This window comes from Methylobacterium oxalidis (assembly GCF_007992195.1).
In the GTDB taxonomy this organism is placed as follows: Bacteria; Pseudomonadota; Alphaproteobacteria; order Rhizobiales; family Beijerinckiaceae; genus Methylobacterium; species Methylobacterium oxalidis.
The window spans coordinates 35,033-53,082 of record NZ_BJZU01000003.1; the positions used below are offsets into that span (position 1 = coordinate 35,033).

Consider the following 18,050-nt stretch of genomic DNA (forward strand, 5'->3'; position numbering starts at 1 on the left):
TGCCTCGCACCCTTGCCGAAATGCCCTCGCCTGCAAGATCATCTTTGCGGATCTGCAAGCTCGAGCGAGGCCGCGACGGATGGCGCTGCACTGGGACGACTTCCGGCTCGTGAAGGCCATCGCGGATCGCGGCGGCCTCACGCATGCCGCGGAGGCGCTCGCCATCAACCACTCCACCGCGTTCCGGCGCCTCGCGGCGATCGAGGCGAGCCTCGACGCGCGCCTGTTCGAGCGCCGCCGCGCCGGCTACGTGCCGACCGCGGCCGGCGAGGCGATGGCGCGCGCCGCCGCCCGCATGGAGGAGGACGTCGTCACCTTCTCGCGGGCGATGGCGGGCAAGGGGGTGGCCCCGGCAGGCGAATTGCGCGTCACGGCGGCCGCGAGCTTCGTCTCCGGCGTGATGATGCCGATGCTCGGACGCTTCTGCGCGCGCTACCCGCAGATCCGGCTCGACCTCGTGGTCTCGGAGGAGGCGCTGAACCTGTCGCGCCGCGACGCCGACGTCGCGCTGCGGGCGAGCGACGGGCCGCCGCCGACCCTCGTCGGGCGGCGCCTCGCGGACGTCGCCTGGGCGATCTACGGACCCGCGTGCGGCCCGAGCACGCTGGAGGACCGCGACTGGGTCTCGCCGAGCGAGGGCGTCGGCGGGGGCCGGCACGCCCGGTTCGTGCGGGCCCGCGCCGGCACCGGCCGGGTCCGCCTCCAGCTCAACACGGTGCTCGGCCTCGCCGACGCGGTGGAGGCCGGCATCGGGATCGGCCCTCTCCCCTGCATGCAGGGGGACGGTCGGCCCGGGCTCGTGCGGCTCTCGGGCGTGGAGCCGGACCTCGCCAGTGCCCTGTGGCTGCTGACGCACCCGGACCTGCGCCACGCGCCGCGGGTGCGGGCCTTCATGGACCACATGGCCGAGGAGATCGCGGCCCTGCGCGGCCTGTTCGCGGGCGCGCCGGCTACCTGATCTCGAGGATCTCCGCCTCGTGGCCGTTCACCTCGACCACGTCGCCGACGCTCTTGCCGGTGAGCGCGCGGGCGAGCGGCGCCACGTAGGAGAGCGAGCCCTTGTTCGGGTCGGCCTCGTCCTCGCCCACGATGTGGAAGGTCTGGCGGGTGCCGTCCTCGCGCTCGATCGAGACGGTCGAGCCGAAATGCACCGTGTCGCCGGCGACCTTCTCGACGAGCTGGGCCGAGTTCATGCGCGCGGTCCAGTAGCGCAGGTCGCGCGAGACGCGCGCGTTGTCGGCCTTGTCCTCCGGGGTGAGCTTGGCGGCCTCGGCCTGCAGGCGCTTCACCTCGGCCTCGATCTGCGCGAGCCCGGCGGGCGTCACGAAATTGGGGTGCGGCGAGATCGGCCGGTCCGGCAGGTCCTCGAAGGCTTCGCCGCCCTCACGCTCACGAACGAATGCGATGCTCATGAAAAAAGCAATGCACCGGGAACAGTTCAGGTTCCGTCCCGGCCGCCGCCGGCCGGAAGAGTGCTCTCAGCCAACCTCGACCACCGTGCGTCCGCGCGTCCGGCCGGCCAGGATCTCCTCGGCGAGGCCCGCCACGTCGGGCAGGCGGACCGTCGTGGTCATGGCCGCGAGCTTGCCGAGATCGAGCTCGCGCGCCAGCCGGGCCCAGGCCTCGCGGCGCTTCGGCTGCGGCGTCGTCACGCTGTTGATGCCCAGCAGCGAAACGCCGCGCAGGATGAAGGGCGCCACCGAGGTCGGCAGGTCCATGCCCTGGGCGAGGCCGCAGGCGGCCACCGCCCCGTCGGCCCGCGTCATCGCCAGCACGTTGGCGAGCGTCGTCGAGCCGACCGCGTCGATCCCGGCCGCCCAGCGCTCCTTCGCCAGGGGCTTGGGCGGCCCCGAGAGTTCCGCCCGGTCGAGAATCTCGGCGGCGCCGAGGCCGCGCAGGTAATCGGCTTCGCCGTCGCGCCCGGTCGAGGCGATGACGTGCCAGCCGGCTCGGGCGAGAAGCGCCACCGCCACCGAGCCGACGCCGCCCGAGGCGCCGGTGACGATCGCCGGTCCCTGGTCGGGGCGGGCGCCGTGATGGTCGAGGGCCATGAGGCAGAGCATGGCCGTGTAGCCGGCGGTGCCGATCGCCATGGCCTGAGCCGGGCTCAAGCCCCCGGGCAGCGGCACCAGCCAGTCGCCCTTTACGCGGGCGCGCTCGGCGTAGGCGCCGAGATGCGTCTCGCCGACGCCCCAGCCCGTGAGGACCACCGCGTCGCCCGGCTCGTACTCGGGATGGCCGGATGACTCCACCACCCCGGCGAAGTCGATGCCCGGGATCATCGGGAAGCGGCGCACGACCGGCGACTTGCCGGTCATGGCCAGACCGTCCTTGTAATTGAGGGTCGAGTGCGTGACGCGGACCGTGACGTCGCCGTCCATCAGGTCGGCCTCGTCGAAATCCCGGAAGGACAGGCTCTGCCCGCCCTCGCCCTTATCGACCACCCAAGCCTTGAACGTCGACATCGTGCCCGCGCCTCCACCGGTGCCCGAGACCTGTGGCGGCACGGTCGCGATTCAAGAGCGCGGCTCAGTAGCCGTCGTAGATGCTGCCGCGGGAGAAGCCGAGGCCGACGCCGATGTCGGCCGAGCTCGCCCCCGTGATGCCGAACGCGTCGGGGATCGAGCCGACCAGCGGGCCGCCGATACCCGGGCCGTAGCCGGGGCCCGGCCCGTATCCGCCCCCGACCGGGACCCACCCGCTGCGGGCCGGCTCGACGAGGACGCGGCGGGAGACGCTCGCGTATTCCGGCGGGATCGTCTCGGGGATGGTCTGGGGCGGCTGCACCATCACGCGGCGCTGGCGGACGGCGTATTGCGGCGGCGTCGTCACCCAGCACCCGATCAGCTCGCCGTAGGGGCCGCGGCGCGTCTGCCAGACCCGGCCGCCCGGCGCCACGAGGACGCGCTCGGAGACGGTGTCGAAGACCGGCGGGACGGTGCGGTAGATCGTGCGGGGCGGGCGCACCAGCACCTGCTCGGAGACGGTGTCGAAGACCGGCGGGGTGGACACGCGGCGGTAGCACTCGGTGCCGTAGCAGCCCCCGGCCTGGGCGGGCGCGGCGAGGAAGGCGCCCGCGAGCGCTGTGATCAGGAACGTGAGACGGGTGACCGGCGCGGTCATGACGGCTTCCTCGAATGTACGCTGTACGGCGGGACGGTACGCTGGCGTGCGCACCTCTCGACGTGCAGGAGGCCGTCAAGTTGCAGGACAAGCAAGATCTATCGCGGGGTAGGGTAAAATTAACCCTCGCTTAGGACTACGCAGCGGTCAATCTACCTAAGTAGATCGGCCTGATCGATTCCGCGCTCGTTATGCTTAACTGGCCGAATCCTGGTCAGGTCTGCCCGCGCTTGAGCTGGTAGAAGATGTGCCGCCCGATGACGTCCATCTTGCGCAGCCGGCGCGACCAGCCGGGCCGCACGTAGTCGGCGTGGTAGTGGGTCGCGTTGCCGACCTCGCTCAGGTAGGTCCGGCCCTCGATCACCGCGCTGGCGATGCGGGTGGCGGTCTGCCAGGAGCCGGCGTCGGTGATGCGCAGGGACTTGCCCTCGCAGGCGAAGGAGAACTGGCAGCCCATGTAGCGGTGCCGGTTCTGGTAGACGACGCCGCAGACGTTGCCCGGGTAGAGCCCGCTCTTGACGCGGTTGAGCACCACCTGCGCCACGGCGGCCTGGCCCTCCTCCGGTTCGCTGCGGGCCTCGAAGTAGACGGCCTCGGCGAGGCAGCGCTGCTCCTTGTCCATCGCCTCGGGCACGATCAGGTCGGCGTAGCGGTGGCGGGCGGAATCCGGCTCCGCCGCCGGCTTGCCGGGATCGGGGCGGTCCGCCCGGAAGCTGAAGCCGGGCAGCGCGAGGCTCGCCGCCGCCACCTCGATCGGCGTCGCGTCGGCCGGGGCCGGCGTCGTGGAGGAGAGCGCGACGGCGCGTGGGATCGCCGGGGTCGAGCCGTCGTGGCGCTCGGCCGGCGTCGCGTCGGCGCTGCCCGCGCCGGTCGAGGCGGCGCTGCCCGCCCCCGTCGTCAGGCCGAGGTCGGGCACCGGCACGAAGCCGAGATCCGGCTCGAGGTCGGGGTTCCAGGTGGCGGAGCCCACGCTGAGGACGCCCGCGACCGAGCTCGTCAAATTGGCGAAGACCAGGGAGGTCCCGCTGTCGCGCAGGGCCGCGGCGCTGCGCTCGAAGCTCGCGCCTGGCGAGAGGGCGGCGTCGCCCTTGGACCCGCGCTGCACCACCGGGAAGACCCGGGCCTGCGCCTTCATCTCGGCCCGCAGCGGCTCGTCGCCGACGCGGGTCGCCGAGAGCGGAGCATCGGCGCGGGCGATCGCCAGGAGGTTGCCGGTGCCGTCGTGGAGCCCGGTGCCGCCCACGAGGAGCGTGCCGCCCGGCAGCGCCGGCGCGAGGCGGGCGTCGCGCTCCGGCAGCAGGCTGGAGCCGATCGTGCTCTCGGTGCCCGCCGTCGCCGTGAAGGACACCAGGAGGCCGAGGCCGGCCAGCCAGGGCGTCACCGCCGTTCCGAGCCAGTGCAGGCTCGATCTGCGTCGAAATCGTCTCGTACCCACGCCGAACCGACCCGTACCGGAAAGCCACGCCCGGCGATCGTCGCGGCGCTTTTCGGGCGCAGGATGGCCGGATCCCGACTATCACCCGGTATGGTTGCCCGAGGGTTAAGAGGTGCGATTCGGCACAACCTCCGGCTCGTCGTGCGGAGGCGTGCAACCCCCGGGTCAGGCGGCGCGGACCTTCTCGACCTCGAAGGCGAGGCCGCCCGGCCCCGGCCGCTCGCGGATCACCAGCCGGTCCTGCGGCCCGAACTCGCCGAGGGCGACGTCGCGGTCCGGCAGCACCACGGTGGTGGACTTGTTGAGGTGGACGAGGACGTGGCGCTGGCGGGGGAGCGAAGCGACGGCCCAGCGCTTGAGCTGTCCATAATAAGGCTCGCGCCGCCACGCGTTCGGCTGGCCCGGGTCGACCTGCACGTTCATGTGGCGCGAGACCGGATCGAGGCTCAGCACCATCTTGGCGCGCTCGGGCTTCCACTCGGGGCCGAGCCAGCCCTCCGTCATCCAGAGGCAGTGGAAGGCGCGGCAATGGTCCGGCCGGGTCGCGTGGATGGCGCAGCCCCTGCCCTGCCGGGTGTGGCGGCACCACTGGCCCGCCGCGCTCTCGACCGCCGGAACGTCGTACACCTTGCAGCACAGGGTGCAGGTTCCGCACGCGCGGCCCGGGGCCGGCGCGGCGACGATGGTGGCGGGGTCGAGCATCTCGCGGGGTCCGTGGTGCGGCGGCAGCGTCCGGGCGCCGCGCCGATCTCGGGTTTGTGCCGTGGCAACGGGCCGGTAGTGTGGCAGAACTCCCCGACCGTGTCCGGAAAGGCTCCATGCGCTCGAACCTCGCGGCCCGCGACGTCGAAACCCTCGTCCACCCCTACACGAACCTCGCGAGCTTCCGCGAGACCGGCCCGCTCGTGCTGGAGCGCGGCCACGGCGTCTACGTCTACGACACGGACGGGCGCCCCTACATCGAGGGCATGGCCGGCCTCTGGTGCACGGCGCTCGGCTACTCGAACGAGGAGCTGATCGAGGCCGCGAGCGAGCAGCTCTCCCGCCTGCCCTTCTCGCACCTGTTCTCCGGCCGCAGCCACGACCCGGCGATCGAGCTCGCCGAGACGCTGAAGGAACTGATGCCGGTACCGACCTCGAAGGTGTTCTTCACCTCATCGGGCTCGGAGGCGAACGACACCCAGGTCAAGCTCGTCTGGTACATGAACAACGCGCTCGGGCGCCCGGCCAAGAAGAAGATCATCTCCCACCTGAAGGGGTACCACGGCGTCACCGTCGCCACCGCCTCGATGACGGGCCTGCCCGCCAACCACGCGGACTGGGACCTGCCGCTGCCGGGCTTCATCCACGCCCCCTGCCCGCACCATTACCGGGGGGCCGAGCCCGGCGAGAGCGAGACGGACTTCTCCGCCCGCCTCGCCGCGGGGCTTGAGGCGCTGATCGAGCGGGAGGGGCCGGAAACGGTCGCCGCCTTCGTGGCCGAGCCGGTGATGGGCGCGGGCGGCGCCATCGTGCCGCCGGCGGGCTACTTCGAGGCGATCCAGCCGGTGCTGGAGCGGCACGACGTGCGCCTGATCGCCGACGAGGTGATCTGCGGCTTCGGCCGTCTCGGCACGTGGTTCGGCTCGGAGAGCCTGGGGATCCGGCCGAACACCCTCTCCTTCGCCAAGGCGGTGACCTCCGGCTACCTGCCGCTCGGCGGCGTCAGCATCGACGAGCCGCTCTACCGGGCGATGCTCGCCGAGAGCGCCAAGATCGGCACCTTCGGGCACGGCACCACCTATTCGGGCCATCCGGTCGCCTGCGCCGTTGCGCTCAAGACGATCGAGATCTACCGGCGCGACCGCATCATCGAGGGAGTCCGCGAGAAGGCGCCCCACTTCCAGGCGCGGCTCTCGGCGCTCGCCGAGCACCCGCTCGTCGGCGAGGCGCGCGGCCTCGGCCTGATCGGCGGGATCGAGATCGTGGCCGACAAGTCCGACAGGTGCCAGTACGACCCCAAGGCCGGGGTGGCCGCCCGCTGCGTCGCCTTCGCGCAGGGCGAGGGGCTGATCGTGCGCTTCCTCGCGGGCGACCGCATCGCCGTCTGCCCGCCCCTCGTGATCACCCGCGACGAGATCGACGCCCTCTTCGACCGCCTCACCCGCGCCCTCGACCGGACGCAGGCCTGGATCGCCGCGGAGGGGCTGACCGCGATGCCGCCTCCGGGCCCGTGAGCCGCGCCGCCGGGCACGCGCAGATTGTGTTTTGTATTCACATGACACTCAGTTGTTCTCCGCGCCGTCTCGCGCGAAGATTGGTCATTCCTTAATGCGCCATTCAGTTTGACTGCCCCTGTATGAGGCGGTGGCAGCCCGCGGAATGTCCCGCGGAGGCCGCAAAGGTGCCCAGGCATCGTCGCGATCACTGCCCAGAACGGTGACGCAACCGCTCATCCACGCGTGCTCAGACAGGACCCAGAACCATGTACCCCTCCAGCGAGACCCCGACCGCAGCGACCGAGACCGGACGCCGCCAGACGGACGCGGGCCGGGACGCCGAGAGCTTCCGCCCCCTCGCTCTGCCCGCCCTCGCCGCTGCCGTCCGCGTCAAGGCCCCCGCCGCCGAGAAGGCTGCGCAGCGCACCCAGCGCCGCGGCATCCTGGCGCTGCTGCACGAGGACGCCCCCCTCGCCTGATCCTTCCGCGGAGGGAGCGCGCCGCACCGGGCGTGGTGCGCTCTCCCCGCCGTCAAAGCGTCGAAATCGGCTGGCACAGGCTTCGCGGCCGCGGCCGGGACGATCGAGCCCGGTTGTCGAGCGAGGACATCCGCATGCTGATCCTGCCGAGTCGCCGGCAGTTCCTGGCCGGGCTCGGGGGCGCCACGGCGCTCGTCGGATCGACCGGCGTCTACGCCTTCGGGATCGAGCCCCTCTACCGCCTCGTCGTCACCCGCTACGCGCCCGTGCTGCCGCGCTGGACGCCGGGCCTCTCGCTGCGCGTCGCGGTGCTGGCCGATTTCCACGTCGGCGAGCCCTACATGCCGCTCGACCGCATCGCCGAGATCGTCGACACGACGAACACCCTCGCCCCCGATCTGATCCTGATGCTCGGCGACTATCCGGCCGGCCGCGTCGCGCGCCGGAAGGTGCCGCTCTCGGATTTCGCCCGGGTGGTCTCGGGCCTGCGGGCGCCGCTCGGCGTCCACGCCATCCTCGGCAACCACGACTGGTGGGACGACCACGAGGCGCAGCGCCGGCGCACCGACACCTGCGAGGCGTGGCGCGAGCTCGAGGCGGTCGGCATCCCGGTGATGGAGAACGAGGCCCTGCGCCTCACCAAGGACGGGCACCCGTTCTGGCTCGCCGGCCTCGGGGACCAGGAGCCCTACGTGCTCTGGGGCGACGCGCGGGGGCGCGACGACCTGCCGGGAACGCTGGCCAAGGTCACCGACGAGGCGCCCGTGCTGCTGATGGTGCACGAGCCCGACATCTTCGTGGACGTGCCGGACCGCGTCTCGCTCACGCTCGCGGGACACACCCACGGCGGCCAGATCCGCCTGTTCGGGTACTCGCCGGTGATCCCCTCGGTGCACGGCAACGACTTCGCCTACGGCCACGTGACGCTCGGCGGGCGCCACATGATCGTGTCCGGCGGCTTTGGCGTCAGCCGCGTGCCGGTCCGGCTCGGGGTGCCGCCGGAGATCGTGCTTCTGGAACTCGGCACCGCTCCTGCGGTCGCGGGCCGCCAGCCGGGCTCCGCCTGAGGCGGCGACACGCCTCACGCCCGTTCTCCCGCACCGGCGCGGAAAATGCGCTAGGCTGGCGCCATGCGCGCGCTCCTCGCCCTCCTCCTCGTCACCGCCTGCGGGCCGGCGCTGGCCGACGATTGCGGCGACCTGATCGGCCGCGTCACCGCGGAGACGCGGGCCGAGGTCGGCAACCGCAGCCTCGACTACGCGACATTCACGCTGGGAGCCGACACGACGCTGACCCTCGCCTGCGGCGGCTCGCACCCGTCCTCGGTCGGCGCGCAGTTCCGGGGCGAGACGCCGCCGGACTCCTACTACGCCCTGTTCGGGCGCGCGGGCCAGGCGGTGACGGGCGTCGCGGCCGGGGTGATCGAGGCGGCCGCCCACCGCGCGCGCGACGCGGCGAGCCGCCTGCGCCACAGCAACGTCGACGCCGGCGGCGTGCGCGTTACCTGTTCGGTGAGCCAAGCGGAGAAGGGTCCCCTCACCCTATGCGCCGTGATCGAATCCGCCGACCGCAGCTGAAAGCTGCCCTCTTCCTCATTCTGCTGACGGGTCCCGCCGGGCCGGCGCGGGCCCAGCCGCCGGCGGAGCCGGACCGCACCGAGAAGCCCGCGGAGAAGCGGGAGGAGCGCGAGCCCGTCAACAACTGGTCGATGCTGCGGACCGCGCTGGCGCGGTGCTGGCAGGTGCCGGACGCCACCGAGGGCTCGGTCATCGCCTTCCGGTTCGGGCTCGACAAGCGCGGCGCGATCCGCGGCGCCCCGCTCGTCACGGCGCGGCGCCTCGTCGGCGAGAAGCACGCGAAGGAGGCCTACGAGAAGGCCGCTTTCGAGGCCCTCGACCGCTGCTTCCCGGTCCCAGTGACCGCGAGCTTCGGCGCGGCGCTCGGCGAGAGCCCGATCCGCCTGCGCTTCGTCAACACGGAGCCGACGGCCGCCTACCAGATCAACTCGAACATCACGATCTTCGCGCCGCGGTGAGCCTCGCCGCACGCCGGAAGGCGCCGCCGCCGTAACCGGAGATGAACCGCCGCGAAAACGGGCTCGGATGCATCCAACCTTCCGTCACCATCAATCGACATGACAGGAGAACCGGAATGCTGAAGACGCTCGCCCTCACCTCGACGCTGATCATGGCCGGGATCGGCGGCGCGTTCGCGCAGACGACCTTCATGGCCTGGGGTCACGACTTCGACCTGTCGCCGTTCCGCGCGACCGAGATGCAGGTCGCCACGGCGACCCAGCGCGGCACCGGCAAGTCCTTCAACGTGCTCAAGCTGAAGAACGGGCACATGATGGCGGTCGTCGCCATCGATCGGATGAGCGGCGCGCCGGCCGCGACCGCCGACGCCGACATGATCAACTGATCGCGCCCGGGCGGGCCGCGCCGCCGCGGCCCGCCCGGATCCGCCCCGCGTCAGAGCGGGATGTTGTCGTGCTTCTTCCAGGGCTGCTCCATCTTCTTGGTGCGGAGCATGCCCAGCGCCCGCGCGATGCGCTTGCGGGTCGAGTGCGGCATGATCACCTCGTCGATGTAGCCGCGCTCGGCCGCCACGAAGGGCGAGAGGAAGCGGTCCTCGTACTCGCCGGTGCGCGCCGCGATCTTCTCCGGGTCGCCGAGCTCGCTCCGGAAGATGATCTCCACCGCGCCCTTGGCGCCCATCACGGCGATCTGCGCGGTGGGCCAAGCGTAGTTGATGTCGGCGCCGACGTGCTTGGAGGCCATGACGTCGTAGGCGCCGCCGAACGCCTTGCGGGTGATGATCGTGACGAGCGGCACGGTCGCCTGGCTGTAGGCGAAGAGGAGCTTGGCGCCGTGCTTGATCAGGCCGCCGTATTCCTGCGCGGTGCCGGGCAGGAAGCCCGGCACGTCCACGAAGGTGACGATCGGGATCGAGAAGGCGTCGCAGTAGCGCACGAAGCGCGCCGCCTTCCGCGAGGCGTCGGAGTCGAGCACGCCCGCGAGGACCAGCGGCTGGTTGGCCACGAACCCGACCGTGCGGCCCTCGATGCGGCCGAAGCCCGTGATGATGTTGCGGGCGTAGGCCGCCTGGATCTCGAAGAAGTCGCCCTCATCGGTGACGCGCCGGATCAGCTCGCCCATGTCGTAGGGCTTGTTCGGGTTGTCCGGGATCAGGGTGTCGAGGGACTTGTCGAGGCGGTCGACGTCGTCGAAGCTCTCGATCTCGGGCACGCCATCGATGTTGTTGGCGGGCAGGAAGTCGAGCAGGCGCCGGATCTGCAGGATCGCCTCGACGTCGTTCTCGAACGAGCCGTCCGCGATCGAGGACTTGGTGGTGTGGACCTTGGCGCCGCCGAGCTCCTCCGCGGTGACGACCTCGTTGGTCACGGTCTTCACCACGTCGGGTCCGGTCACGAACATGTAGCTCGTGTCGCGGACCATGAAGATGAAGTCGGTCATGGCCGGCGAGTAGACGTCGCCGCCCGCGCAGGGGCCCATGATGACCGAGATTTGCGGGATCACGCCCGAGGCCATCACGTTGCGGCGGAAGACCTCGCCGTAGCCGCCGAGCGCCGCGACGCCCTCCTGGATGCGGGCGCCGCCGGCGTCGAAGATGCCGATGATCGGGGCGCGCATCTTGAGCGCCATGTCCTGCACCTTGACGATCTTCTGGGCGTGCGCCTCCGAGAGCGAGCCGCCGAAGACCGTGAAGTCCTTCGAGAACAGGAAGACCGTGCGGCCGTTGATGGTGCCCCAGCCCGTCACCACGCCGTCGCCCGGGATCTTCTGCTTCTCCATCCCGAAATCGCTCGAGCGGTGCTGCACGAACATGTCGAACTCCTCGAACGACCCGTGGTCGAGGAGGAGCTCGATGCGCTCGCGCGCCGTCAGCTTGCCGCGCTTGTGCTGCGCGACGACGCGGTTCTCGCCGCCGCCGAGGCGAGCCTGCGCGCGCCGCTCCTCAAGCTTCTCGAGAATGTCCTTCATGAAGTCACGGCCTCGGGCTGAATCGAATACAGAATTCCGTTGAGCCGCACAGGCTTGGCGGTTCTCCGGGTCAGGCCCCTTAGCACGAGAGTTTCGTCGGCGAAAACGCCCCTATCGGGCGAGCGCGGCGACCTGCGCCGCCGCATCGAACTCGGCGCGTCGGAGCGCGAGCCGCGCCTCGGCCTCGGCGTCGCGGCCCCAGACGCTCGCCTGGTAGGTCTCGTCCACGTGCGCGGCCGCCCAGGCTTCGTCGGGCGTCAGGTGGCCGCGGAGCACGGCGAGCGCGATCAGGAGCGAGCCGGTCAGCGTCGTCATGGTGTGGAGCGCCGCGAGGCGGAACGGCCCGTCGGCCGCCTCGATGGCCCGCCGCAGCGCCTGGACGGAGGCTTCGGGCTGGGTGACGTGCATGACGCCCTCGCTCAGGATGAGGCGGACGCCGAGCGCCTCCCGCGCCCAGTCGAGGATCGGGTCCCAGGCCGCGGTCTGCGCGGCCACGAGGCGCTCGGGCGAGTCCGCGCGGTAGGCGAGGAGGTCCGTCCCGGCATAGGCGGCGAGATCGTCGATCACCGCTGCGCGGCGCGGCGCCACCCCGTCGATCGCGGTGTTGACGAGGCGCGTCACCGGCATCCGGGCCGGGTCGATGATCTCGTCCTGCGCCTGCCACTCGCCGGCGATCCTCTCGGCGAGGTCGCGGCCGGGCACGGCGAGCGGGTTGCGGGCCGGGGTGTTGGCCGGGCGCCCGTCGAGGGTCAGGCGAAAGCCGCTCTCCCCTTCGCCGATTCCGGCCTCGCGGTAGAACCGCTTCGGCAGGGGCTTCGCCGGCCCGCGCGCTGCCCGCATCGGGTCCGGTGCCGCGGCGTCGGTGGGCTCGCCGAGCCAGTCGCGGGTGATGTCGTCGCCCGCCGCGGGGCCGCTCTTCGGATCGCTCATGAGCGTCGAGATAGTGCATCCGCCGGACCTGCGCGAGGCCGGCGGTCCTAGCCGCCGCGGGCGATCTCCTCCGCGATGGTCCCCTCCTCGGGCTCCGCCAGCGGACCCGAGAAAAGATCGCCGAGCGCCGCGGCGGATTCGACGACGGTCACCGCCCCAGAACCATAGAGCGCACCGGCCGGGTGGTAGCCCCAGGCGACGCCGATGGCGGCCGCCCTCGCCGCCACGGCCATCGCCATGTCGAAGCTGGTGTCGCCGATCATCACCGTGCGCTCGGGCGGCACGTCGGCCTCGGCCATCGCCTGGCGCAGCATGGTCGGATCGGGCTTCGAGGGGGCGTCGTCGGCGGTCTGCGTGGTGGCGAACCAGCCCTGCCAGCCCTGAGCGGCGATCAGGTGCTCGACGCCGCGGCGCGACTTGCCCGTGGCGAGGCCGAGCCGGATGTCGTCGCGGTCGCGCAGCCGCACGAGGAGATCCGCTATGCCGGGAAACAGCGGCTCCTCGTGCTCGGGATCGTGCCGCAGCGCGTTGAAGGCTCGCTTGTAGCTCTCGGCCAGGGTCGCGATCGGCCCGTCCTCGCCGACGAGGCGGCGGAACGCCTGCGGCAGCGAGAGGCCCACCACCGACAGCGCCACGGAGCGGCTCGGCGGCGTCAGGCCGTGCTCGGCGAAGGCAACGCCCTGCGCGGCGACGATGAGGTGCTGGCTGTCGACGAGCGTGCCGTCGACGTCGAAGACGACGAGCTTCACGGCCGGCCGCGCGGCCGCGATGCGGCCAGCGTCCCGGTGGCAGAGTCTCGCGCGACCGCCGCGCTCATGGCCGCCGGGCCGGCGGCTGCGCGCCCGGGGGCTGCGGGTTCTGGGCAGGCGCGCCCTGGGCCGGGCGCGTGCGCTCGTAGCCAAGGCGGCAGCGGATCAGGAAGCGGCGCCGAGGGCCTCCGCGCAGGCCGCGCTGGTTCGAGACTCGATTGCAGGCCGCGTAGGAATTGCGCCGCCGCCGCTCGCCCACCCGCGGGGCGGCATTGCCCTGCGGCGCGGCTGCCGGCTGCGCCGCGGGCGCCGGGTTCGCGTTGCGCGCCGGCGCCGCTGCCGGCGGTTGCACGGTCGGCTGCGCCGCCGCCGCGGGCCAGACGGCACAGGCCAGACCGACGAGGCCGAGACCGGCGACGTGCGCCAGCGCCGCGCGCTTCCAGACGATGATTCTCACGGCCTCTCCGAGCGGCGGATGTCGCGGGTCCGCGAGTCGCTGATGCGGCCCGCAGCCGAGCGAGAGAATAAGGTGCCCGCCTGGAATGCCAAGGCGGCGTACGGGCACCGCGGCGGGCCTCGTCGTCGCGCCGCGGCAGGCGGTCGGCCGGCCTGCGGGCGCTGGAGGGGGCCGGACGGCCGGCTCAATCCTCTGGCGCCTCGACGATCGGGTCGTAGCGGGTGGCGTCGAAGCCCAGCAGGTTCCAACTCTGCGCCATGTGGGTCGGGAGCGGCGCCGTCACGTCGACCGGCCTGCCGGTGCGCGGATGCGGGATCACGATTCTGCGCGCGAGGAGGTGCAGGCGGTTCTGGATGCCGCCCGGCAGGGCCCAGTTCTCGACCGCGAAGTATTTCGGATCGCCGACGATCGGGTGCCCGATATGGGCGGCGTGCGCGCGAAGCTGGTGCGTCCGGCCCGTCACGGGCTTGAACGAGATCCAGGACACCTTCTGCGCCGCCTGGTCGATCACCGCGTAGTAGGTGAGCGCGTGGCTCGCCCCCTCCTCGCCGTGCTTGGCGATGCGCATGCGGGCATCCGCGTCGGTGGGCTCCTCCTTGGCGAGGTAGGTGGAGACGCGGCCCTGGCGCATCCGCGGCACGCCGGCCGTGAGCGCCCAGTAGACCTTGCGCGCCGCGCGCGAGCGGAAGCTCTTGGCGAGCGTCGCCGCCGCGAGACGCGTCTTGGCGACGATGAGGCAGCCCGCCGTGTCCTTGTCGAGGCGGTGGACGAGCCGCGGCTTCTGCCCGCCCGGCTCGGTCAGCGCGTCGAGCAGGCCGTCGACGTGGCGCACGGTGCCCGAGCCGCCCTGCACCGCGAGGCCGAACGGCTTGTTGAGCACCATCATGTCGGCGTCCTCGTAGAGGACGAGCGAGCGCAGGAAGGCGGCGTCGTCGCGGTCGCGGACGGCGCTGCGCGGGCGCTCGCCCGGCTGGTCGAGCTTGAGCGGCGGGACGCGCACGCTCATGCCGGGCTCCAGCCGGTCTCCGGGCTTCGCGCGCTTGCCGTCCACCCGCAGCTCGCCCTTGCGGACGATGCTCTGGACGCGCGCGAAGGGAAGCTGGGGAAAGCGCGCGGTGAGGAAGCGGTCGATGCGCATGCCCGCCTCGTCCGCCTCGACGGTCAGGGTCTGGACGCCGCTCGCGAGCGTCGCGGTCGCCGCCTCCCGCTGCTGGCGGCGGGTCGGGGCGCCCGGCGGGGGCGCCTCGCGCGAGGGCTGGCGCCGCGGACCGCGCGCGGCGCGGACCTCCTCGGCGCGCTCCTCCCGTGGCGCCTGCCGCGGCGCCTGCGGGCGCTCGCCGCGCGATGTCGTCGAGCGCGGGCCGCGCGACGTTGTCTGGCGCTCGCCGCGCGGGCTGGCGGCGGAAGCGGCGCCGCCACGCTCGGGTCGCGCGCGGGCCGGCCGCTCGGCCGCGCCCTCGGACGAATCCCAGGGCGAGCGCTCGGAGACGTCCTCGCCGCGCAGGCGCGCGGCGCGCTGTGCGGCGTCGAGGGCGCTCGCCCGCGGACCGGTCCGCGCGCGCTCCGGCCGTTTCGGGGCGCCGGCGCGCGGCTTGCCCGGGCCGCCGGGGCCGCGGGCGCGGCCGGGCCCTCCGCCCTTCGGGCCGCCGCGATGGGGGGGCTTTCCTGTCATGGTCCTGCCGCTCGGGACGAGGCCGGTCTCGGCCTGAACCCTATCTCATTGCCGGGGCGCAGATTCTCCCCGCGGGGCGTCGCCGGCGCGGGGCGGGCTGATCTAGCACCCGTCCGCCACCGCGACAAACCGGAACCTCACGCCGCGCGCCGCGCCGCCTCCAGCGTCAGGCCGGTGCCGACCGAGCCGAAGGTGTCGCCCGCGACGACGCGGGCACGGGGCAGGCAGGCGGTGAGCGCGGCCCGCACGTGCGGCAACCCGGTCGAGCCGCCGGTGAGGAAGAGCGCGTCGATCGCCTCCGCCCCGACGCCGGCCTGCCGGAGGCAGCGCCCGACCCGCTCCGCGATGCGCCGCGCGAGGTCGCCCGTGTGGCGGACGAGCCCGTCCCGGTCGATCTCGGCGGCGAGCCCGCCCTCGACGAAGCCGAGCTCGAGCCGCGCCGTGCCGGTCTCGGAGGCCGCGATCTTGGCGGTCTCCACCGCCGTCGCGAGGCTGTGGCCGCGCTCGCCCTCGACCACGGCCTGCAGCCGCCCGAGGAGCTCGGGCCGGCCCGCGTCGCGCCGCGTCTCCTCGATTTCCCGCAGGGTCTTCGGGTTGTAGAGCCGGTTGATGCTCGACCACGTGGCGAGGTCATGGAAATAGGCGTTCGGCACGGCGAGGTCACCCCGCCGCATCGGGCTGCCGAGGCCGAGGAGCGGCATCACGGTGCCGAGGCTGAGCACCCGGTCGAAGTCGGTGCCGCCGATGCGCACGCCGTCGTTGGCGAGGATGTCGGCGGCCCGCTCCGCCCGCGCGTGGCGCTCCGGCGAGAGGCGGACGATCGAGAAGTCCGAGGTGCCGCCGCCGATATCGGCGATGAGAGCGAGCTCCTCGCGCGCGATCCCCTGCTCGTAGTCGAGCGCCGCGGCGATCGGCTCGTACTGGAACGAGACGTGCCGGAAGCCGATCGACTCGGCGATCTGGCGCAGCGCGTCCTCGGCCTTGCGGTCGCCCTCCGGGTCGTCGTCGACGAAGTGGACCGGGCGCCCGTGAACCACGCTATCGAGGGCAGAGCCGGTCTCCGCCTCGGCTCGCGCCTTCACGCCCGCGAGGTAGCGGGCGATGACGTCGCGGAAGCGCAGCCGCTGTCTCCCGACCGGGGTGGTCTCCTCGATGAGCGTGGAGCCGAGCACGGATTTGAGGCTGCGCATCAGCCGGCCCGGTACGCCCTCGACGTAGGCCGCCATCGCGGCGCGGCCGATCTCGGGCTCGCGACCGGGCGCGAAGAAGATCGCGCTCGGGATCGTGACGTGCTCGCCCTCCAGCCGGACGAGGCGCGGGCCGCCGCGCCAGCATCCGAGGGTGGTGTTCGACGTGCCGAAATCGAGGCCGCAGGCCGCCATCGGGGAAGCAACTCCGGCTGGGATCGGGGATCAATCGCGGGCCGGCCGGCCTAGCGGTTTGGCGCCCGCGCGTCTACGCCTTCCGTGCGCCGCGTCCCTGCCGCGATGTTCGAGCGCGCTGCGATCCGCCGACGACCCGAAGCCGCGCACCCTCGCATCGCACCCGCAAACCTCGGGCGTCGTGGGTTCTAGCGCCGGAAGACGGCGATCTGATTGCAATTCGTCAGCGTGAAGTGGATGCCGGACGCCCGAAGCGCCGCGATCACGCGGTGGCGCGAGGCGGCGGACGGTGCCTCGGCATCCTCCTCCAGGCGCCGGGTCGTCGTATAGGAGAGACCGCTCGCGAGCGCCAGGTCCTGCATCGTCCAGCACAGGAGGGCGCGGGCCGCCCGGAGGTGGTGCCCCCGCACGGCCTGTTCCAGGCCGAGGAGCGCCCCGTCCCAGATCGGCGCGCCGGTTCCGGAGGCGGGCCTCGTGAAGTTGCTCCACTCCACGATCTTGCCCTGCGCGTTCCGAACCGGGACCATCACGGCCATGAGCCGCTCGCGCCGGCCATCGGCGAAGGGCACGAGTGGCGTCATCGAGTAGGCGGTTCCGGCTGTCCAGTTCTCGAAGCCGACGCTGCGCCAATGCTCGCGCTCCTCCGGTACGACGCGCATGTAGCCGTCGTCCACGAGTTCTTCCTGCGTGAACCCGGTGAGGGCGAGCAGTTCCGCCGGGTATTGAAACACGCCCTCGACCGCCCGGGAGAACTGGAAGCAGCGGGTCTGCTCGAAGACGGCCCAGCGACGCCGGCGCTCGGCGGCCTGCGCCCGCGCCAAGCGGTCCTCCTCGGTCACGTCGAGCACCGTGCCGGCGGCGCCGAGGGGCCGCCCCGTCGGTGAGATGTAGATCTCGCCCCGGGTCGACAGGAGGCGGATCGATCCGTCCGGGCGGATCGCTCGGACCCTGTGGTCGCGCAACAACCCCTCCCTCGAGACGTCAGCGACGGTCTCGATCTCGGCCCGATCCTCCGGGTGGACGAGGCTGAGAAACAGGGCGTAGCTCGGGCGTACGCTGCCCGGTTCGAGGCCGAGGATCCGATGCAGGCCGAGCGACCAGGTCTGGTTGCCGGAACCGAAGCACCAGCTCCAGGTTCCGGTGAGCCCGAGACCCTCCAGCATCCGAAGCATCTCGGACGACGAGAAGGCAAGGCGTGCAGCGTTCACCGCCCGGTCCCCTGCCGCATCGAGCGCTTCGAGGCGTGAACTGCGTACCGCGCGGCTCTGCGGAGGCTGATAGGGGATTGGCAGACCATAGCCAAAGTAATCACTCAGATTACGCGCGGGAGCACGCTTGCCCAGAGCCCGGGCCATCGAACACCGCTGTCGGCAGGCGAGAAAATCACAGTGCAGTGATGCCGACAATAGGATATTAATTTTTTATTTCTGCCCGAGAGCTTTTGATCGATCGTTTGAGCAAAATTATATCGTTCGCTTTCGTTCAAATTCCTGATGGATGCTGCGATCGCGATGATAATGATATAAATTCGTTCTTCTCTGGCGCTCGCGGACGTGGGGTCGAGCGCGGGCCCGAGGCGTCGGGCCTGACCGTGACGGAGCGCGGGCCGCTCGTCCGCCAA

General features: G+C 72.2%; 19 protein-coding genes. 7 read left to right on the top strand and 12 right to left on the bottom strand.

Translation table 11 applies throughout. From position 1 onward, the window contains the following. Window positions 1-79: 79 nt before the first annotated feature. On the top strand, window positions 80-958 hold the full coding sequence (locus MOX02_RS00765; RefSeq protein WP_174804863.1) for a LysR family transcriptional regulator: 879 nt from the start codon (window positions 80-82) through the stop codon (window positions 956-958). On the opposite strand, the gene greA is transcribed toward MOX02_RS00765, so the two are convergent. The 5 genes from greA to MOX02_RS00790 all read right to left on the bottom strand — a co-directional run bounded on the left by greA (window position 951) and on the right by MOX02_RS00790 (window position 5,260). Further along, entirely contained in the window at window positions 951-1,412 is a 462-nt protein-coding gene (gene greA, locus MOX02_RS00770; protein ID WP_147023794.1) for a transcription elongation factor GreA, read from the bottom strand. The two genes, MOX02_RS00765 and greA, sit on opposite strands and share 8 nt — an antisense overlap. A gap of 66 nt (window positions 1,413-1,478) precedes the next feature. Continuing rightward, window positions 1,479-2,465, bottom strand: a complete 987-nt coding sequence (acuI, locus tag MOX02_RS00775) for an acrylyl-CoA reductase (NADPH) (protein WP_147023795.1) — start codon at window positions 2,463-2,465, stop codon at window positions 1,479-1,481. A gap of 64 nt (window positions 2,466-2,529) precedes the next feature. Next, complete coding sequence (locus MOX02_RS00780; RefSeq protein ID WP_147023796.1) at window positions 2,530-3,123, bottom strand: hypothetical protein; 594 nt, start codon at window positions 3,121-3,123, stop codon at window positions 2,530-2,532. Between the two features lie 214 nt (window positions 3,124-3,337). Next, complete coding sequence (locus MOX02_RS00785; protein WP_147023972.1) at window positions 3,338-4,492, bottom strand: cell wall hydrolase; 1,155 nt, start codon at window positions 4,490-4,492, stop codon at window positions 3,338-3,340. A 231-nt stretch (window positions 4,493-4,723) separates the two neighbouring features. Beyond that, the gene (locus tag MOX02_RS00790; RefSeq protein ID WP_147023797.1) at window positions 4,724-5,260 is read right to left on the bottom strand and encodes a hypothetical protein; all 537 of its coding nucleotides are present in this window, start codon (window positions 5,258-5,260) and stop codon (window positions 4,724-4,726) included. A gap of 116 nt (window positions 5,261-5,376) precedes the next feature. Here MOX02_RS00790 and MOX02_RS00795 point away from each other — a divergent pair, with 116 nt between their 5' ends. The 6 genes from MOX02_RS00795 (at window position 5,377) to MOX02_RS00820 (ending at window position 9,656) form a co-directional block, all read left to right on the top strand. After that, complete coding sequence (locus MOX02_RS00795) at window positions 5,377-6,774, top strand: aminotransferase (RefSeq protein WP_147023798.1); 1,398 nt, start codon at window positions 5,377-5,379, stop codon at window positions 6,772-6,774. Between the two features lie 248 nt (window positions 6,775-7,022). Then, entirely contained in the window at window positions 7,023-7,235 is a 213-nt protein-coding gene (locus MOX02_RS00800) for a hypothetical protein (RefSeq protein WP_147023799.1), read from the top strand. Window positions 7,236-7,369: 134 nt separating this feature from the next. Beyond that, window positions 7,370-8,302 carry a metallophosphoesterase gene (locus MOX02_RS00805; RefSeq protein WP_147023800.1) on the top strand — a complete coding sequence of 311 codons (933 nt, stop codon included), beginning with the start codon at window positions 7,370-7,372 and terminating at the stop codon, window positions 8,300-8,302. A 63-nt stretch (window positions 8,303-8,365) separates the two neighbouring features. Beyond that, window positions 8,366-8,812 carry an ABC transporter ATPase gene (locus tag MOX02_RS00810; RefSeq protein WP_147023801.1) on the top strand — a complete coding sequence of 149 codons (447 nt, stop codon included), beginning with the start codon at window positions 8,366-8,368 and terminating at the stop codon, window positions 8,810-8,812. Then, window positions 8,779-9,270, top strand: a complete 492-nt coding sequence (locus MOX02_RS31990) for a UCP034077 family protein (protein ID WP_238179210.1) — start codon at window positions 8,779-8,781, stop codon at window positions 9,268-9,270. Before MOX02_RS00810 ends, MOX02_RS31990 begins: the two co-directional genes overlap by 34 nt. A 116-nt stretch (window positions 9,271-9,386) precedes the next feature. Next, window positions 9,387-9,656 (top strand): hypothetical protein, encoded by a 270-nt coding sequence (locus MOX02_RS00820; protein WP_147023802.1) that lies wholly within the window; start codon window positions 9,387-9,389, stop codon window positions 9,654-9,656. Window positions 9,657-9,706: 50 nt separating this feature from the next. Here MOX02_RS00820 and MOX02_RS00825 read toward each other — a convergent pair whose 3' ends face one another. The 7 genes from MOX02_RS00825 to MOX02_RS00855 all read right to left on the bottom strand — a co-directional run bounded on the left by MOX02_RS00825 (window position 9,707) and on the right by MOX02_RS00855 (window position 17,637). Next, a complete protein-coding gene (locus tag MOX02_RS00825) occupies window positions 9,707-11,239 on the bottom strand; it encodes an acyl-CoA carboxylase subunit beta (RefSeq protein WP_147023803.1) in 1,533 nt (510 codons plus the stop codon). Window positions 11,240-11,350: 111 nt separating this feature from the next. Beyond that, window positions 11,351-12,169, bottom strand: coding sequence for an ATP12 family chaperone protein (locus MOX02_RS00830; RefSeq protein ID WP_147023804.1), 819 nt, complete (start codon window positions 12,167-12,169; stop codon window positions 11,351-11,353). Window positions 12,170-12,216: 47 nt separating this feature from the next. Beyond that, on the bottom strand, window positions 12,217-12,918 hold the full coding sequence (locus MOX02_RS00835) for an HAD-IA family hydrolase (RefSeq protein WP_147023805.1): 702 nt from the start codon (window positions 12,916-12,918) through the stop codon (window positions 12,217-12,219). Between the two features lie 64 nt (window positions 12,919-12,982). Beyond that, entirely contained in the window at window positions 12,983-13,375 is a 393-nt protein-coding gene (locus tag MOX02_RS00840; RefSeq protein WP_238179209.1) for a hypothetical protein, read from the bottom strand. A gap of 184 nt (window positions 13,376-13,559) precedes the next feature. After that, complete coding sequence (locus MOX02_RS00845; RefSeq protein WP_147023806.1) at window positions 13,560-15,047, bottom strand: RluA family pseudouridine synthase; 1,488 nt, start codon at window positions 15,045-15,047, stop codon at window positions 13,560-13,562. Between the two features lie 137 nt (window positions 15,048-15,184). Then, on the bottom strand, window positions 15,185-16,429 hold the full coding sequence (locus MOX02_RS00850; RefSeq protein WP_147023807.1) for an Hsp70 family protein: 1,245 nt from the start codon (window positions 16,427-16,429) through the stop codon (window positions 15,185-15,187). A 188-nt stretch (window positions 16,430-16,617) separates the two neighbouring features. Continuing rightward, window positions 16,618-17,637 carry a PAS domain-containing protein gene (locus MOX02_RS00855; protein WP_170267591.1) on the bottom strand — a complete coding sequence of 340 codons (1,020 nt, stop codon included), beginning with the start codon at window positions 17,635-17,637 and terminating at the stop codon, window positions 16,618-16,620. Window positions 17,638-18,050: the final 413 nt, after the last annotated feature.

Coding starts and splice junctions, on each gene's coding strand:
- MOX02_RS00845 (WP_147023806.1), bottom strand. CDS start 15,047: ATGACAGGAAAGCCCCCCCATCGCGGCGGCCCGAAGGGCGGAGGGCCC.
- greA (WP_147023794.1), bottom strand. CDS start 1,412: ATGAGCATCGCATTCGTTCGTGAGCGTGAGGGCGGCGAAGCCTTCGAG.
- MOX02_RS00820 (WP_147023802.1), top strand. CDS start 9,387: ATGCTGAAGACGCTCGCCCTCACCTCGACGCTGATCATGGCCGGGATC.
- MOX02_RS00795 (WP_147023798.1), top strand. CDS start 5,377: ATGCGCTCGAACCTCGCGGCCCGCGACGTCGAAACCCTCGTCCACCCC.
- acuI (WP_147023795.1), bottom strand. CDS start 2,465: ATGTCGACGTTCAAGGCTTGGGTGGTCGATAAGGGCGAGGGCGGGCAG.
- MOX02_RS00830 (WP_147023804.1), bottom strand. CDS start 12,169: ATGAGCGATCCGAAGAGCGGCCCCGCGGCGGGCGACGACATCACCCGC.
- MOX02_RS00850 (WP_147023807.1), bottom strand. CDS start 16,429: ATGGCGGCCTGCGGCCTCGATTTCGGCACGTCGAACACCACCCTCGGA.
- MOX02_RS00805 (WP_147023800.1), top strand. CDS start 7,370: ATGCTGATCCTGCCGAGTCGCCGGCAGTTCCTGGCCGGGCTCGGGGGC.
- MOX02_RS00800 (WP_147023799.1), top strand. CDS start 7,023: ATGTACCCCTCCAGCGAGACCCCGACCGCAGCGACCGAGACCGGACGC.
- MOX02_RS00810 (WP_147023801.1), top strand. CDS start 8,366: ATGCGCGCGCTCCTCGCCCTCCTCCTCGTCACCGCCTGCGGGCCGGCG.
- MOX02_RS00825 (WP_147023803.1), bottom strand. CDS start 11,239: ATGAAGGACATTCTCGAGAAGCTTGAGGAGCGGCGCGCGCAGGCTCGC.
- MOX02_RS00790 (WP_147023797.1), bottom strand. CDS start 5,260: ATGCTCGACCCCGCCACCATCGTCGCCGCGCCGGCCCCGGGCCGCGCG.
- MOX02_RS31990 (WP_238179210.1), top strand. CDS start 8,779: ATGCGCCGTGATCGAATCCGCCGACCGCAGCTGAAAGCTGCCCTCTTC.
- MOX02_RS00780 (WP_147023796.1), bottom strand. CDS start 3,123: ATGACCGCGCCGGTCACCCGTCTCACGTTCCTGATCACAGCGCTCGCG.
- MOX02_RS00765 (WP_174804863.1), top strand. CDS start 80: ATGGCGCTGCACTGGGACGACTTCCGGCTCGTGAAGGCCATCGCGGAT.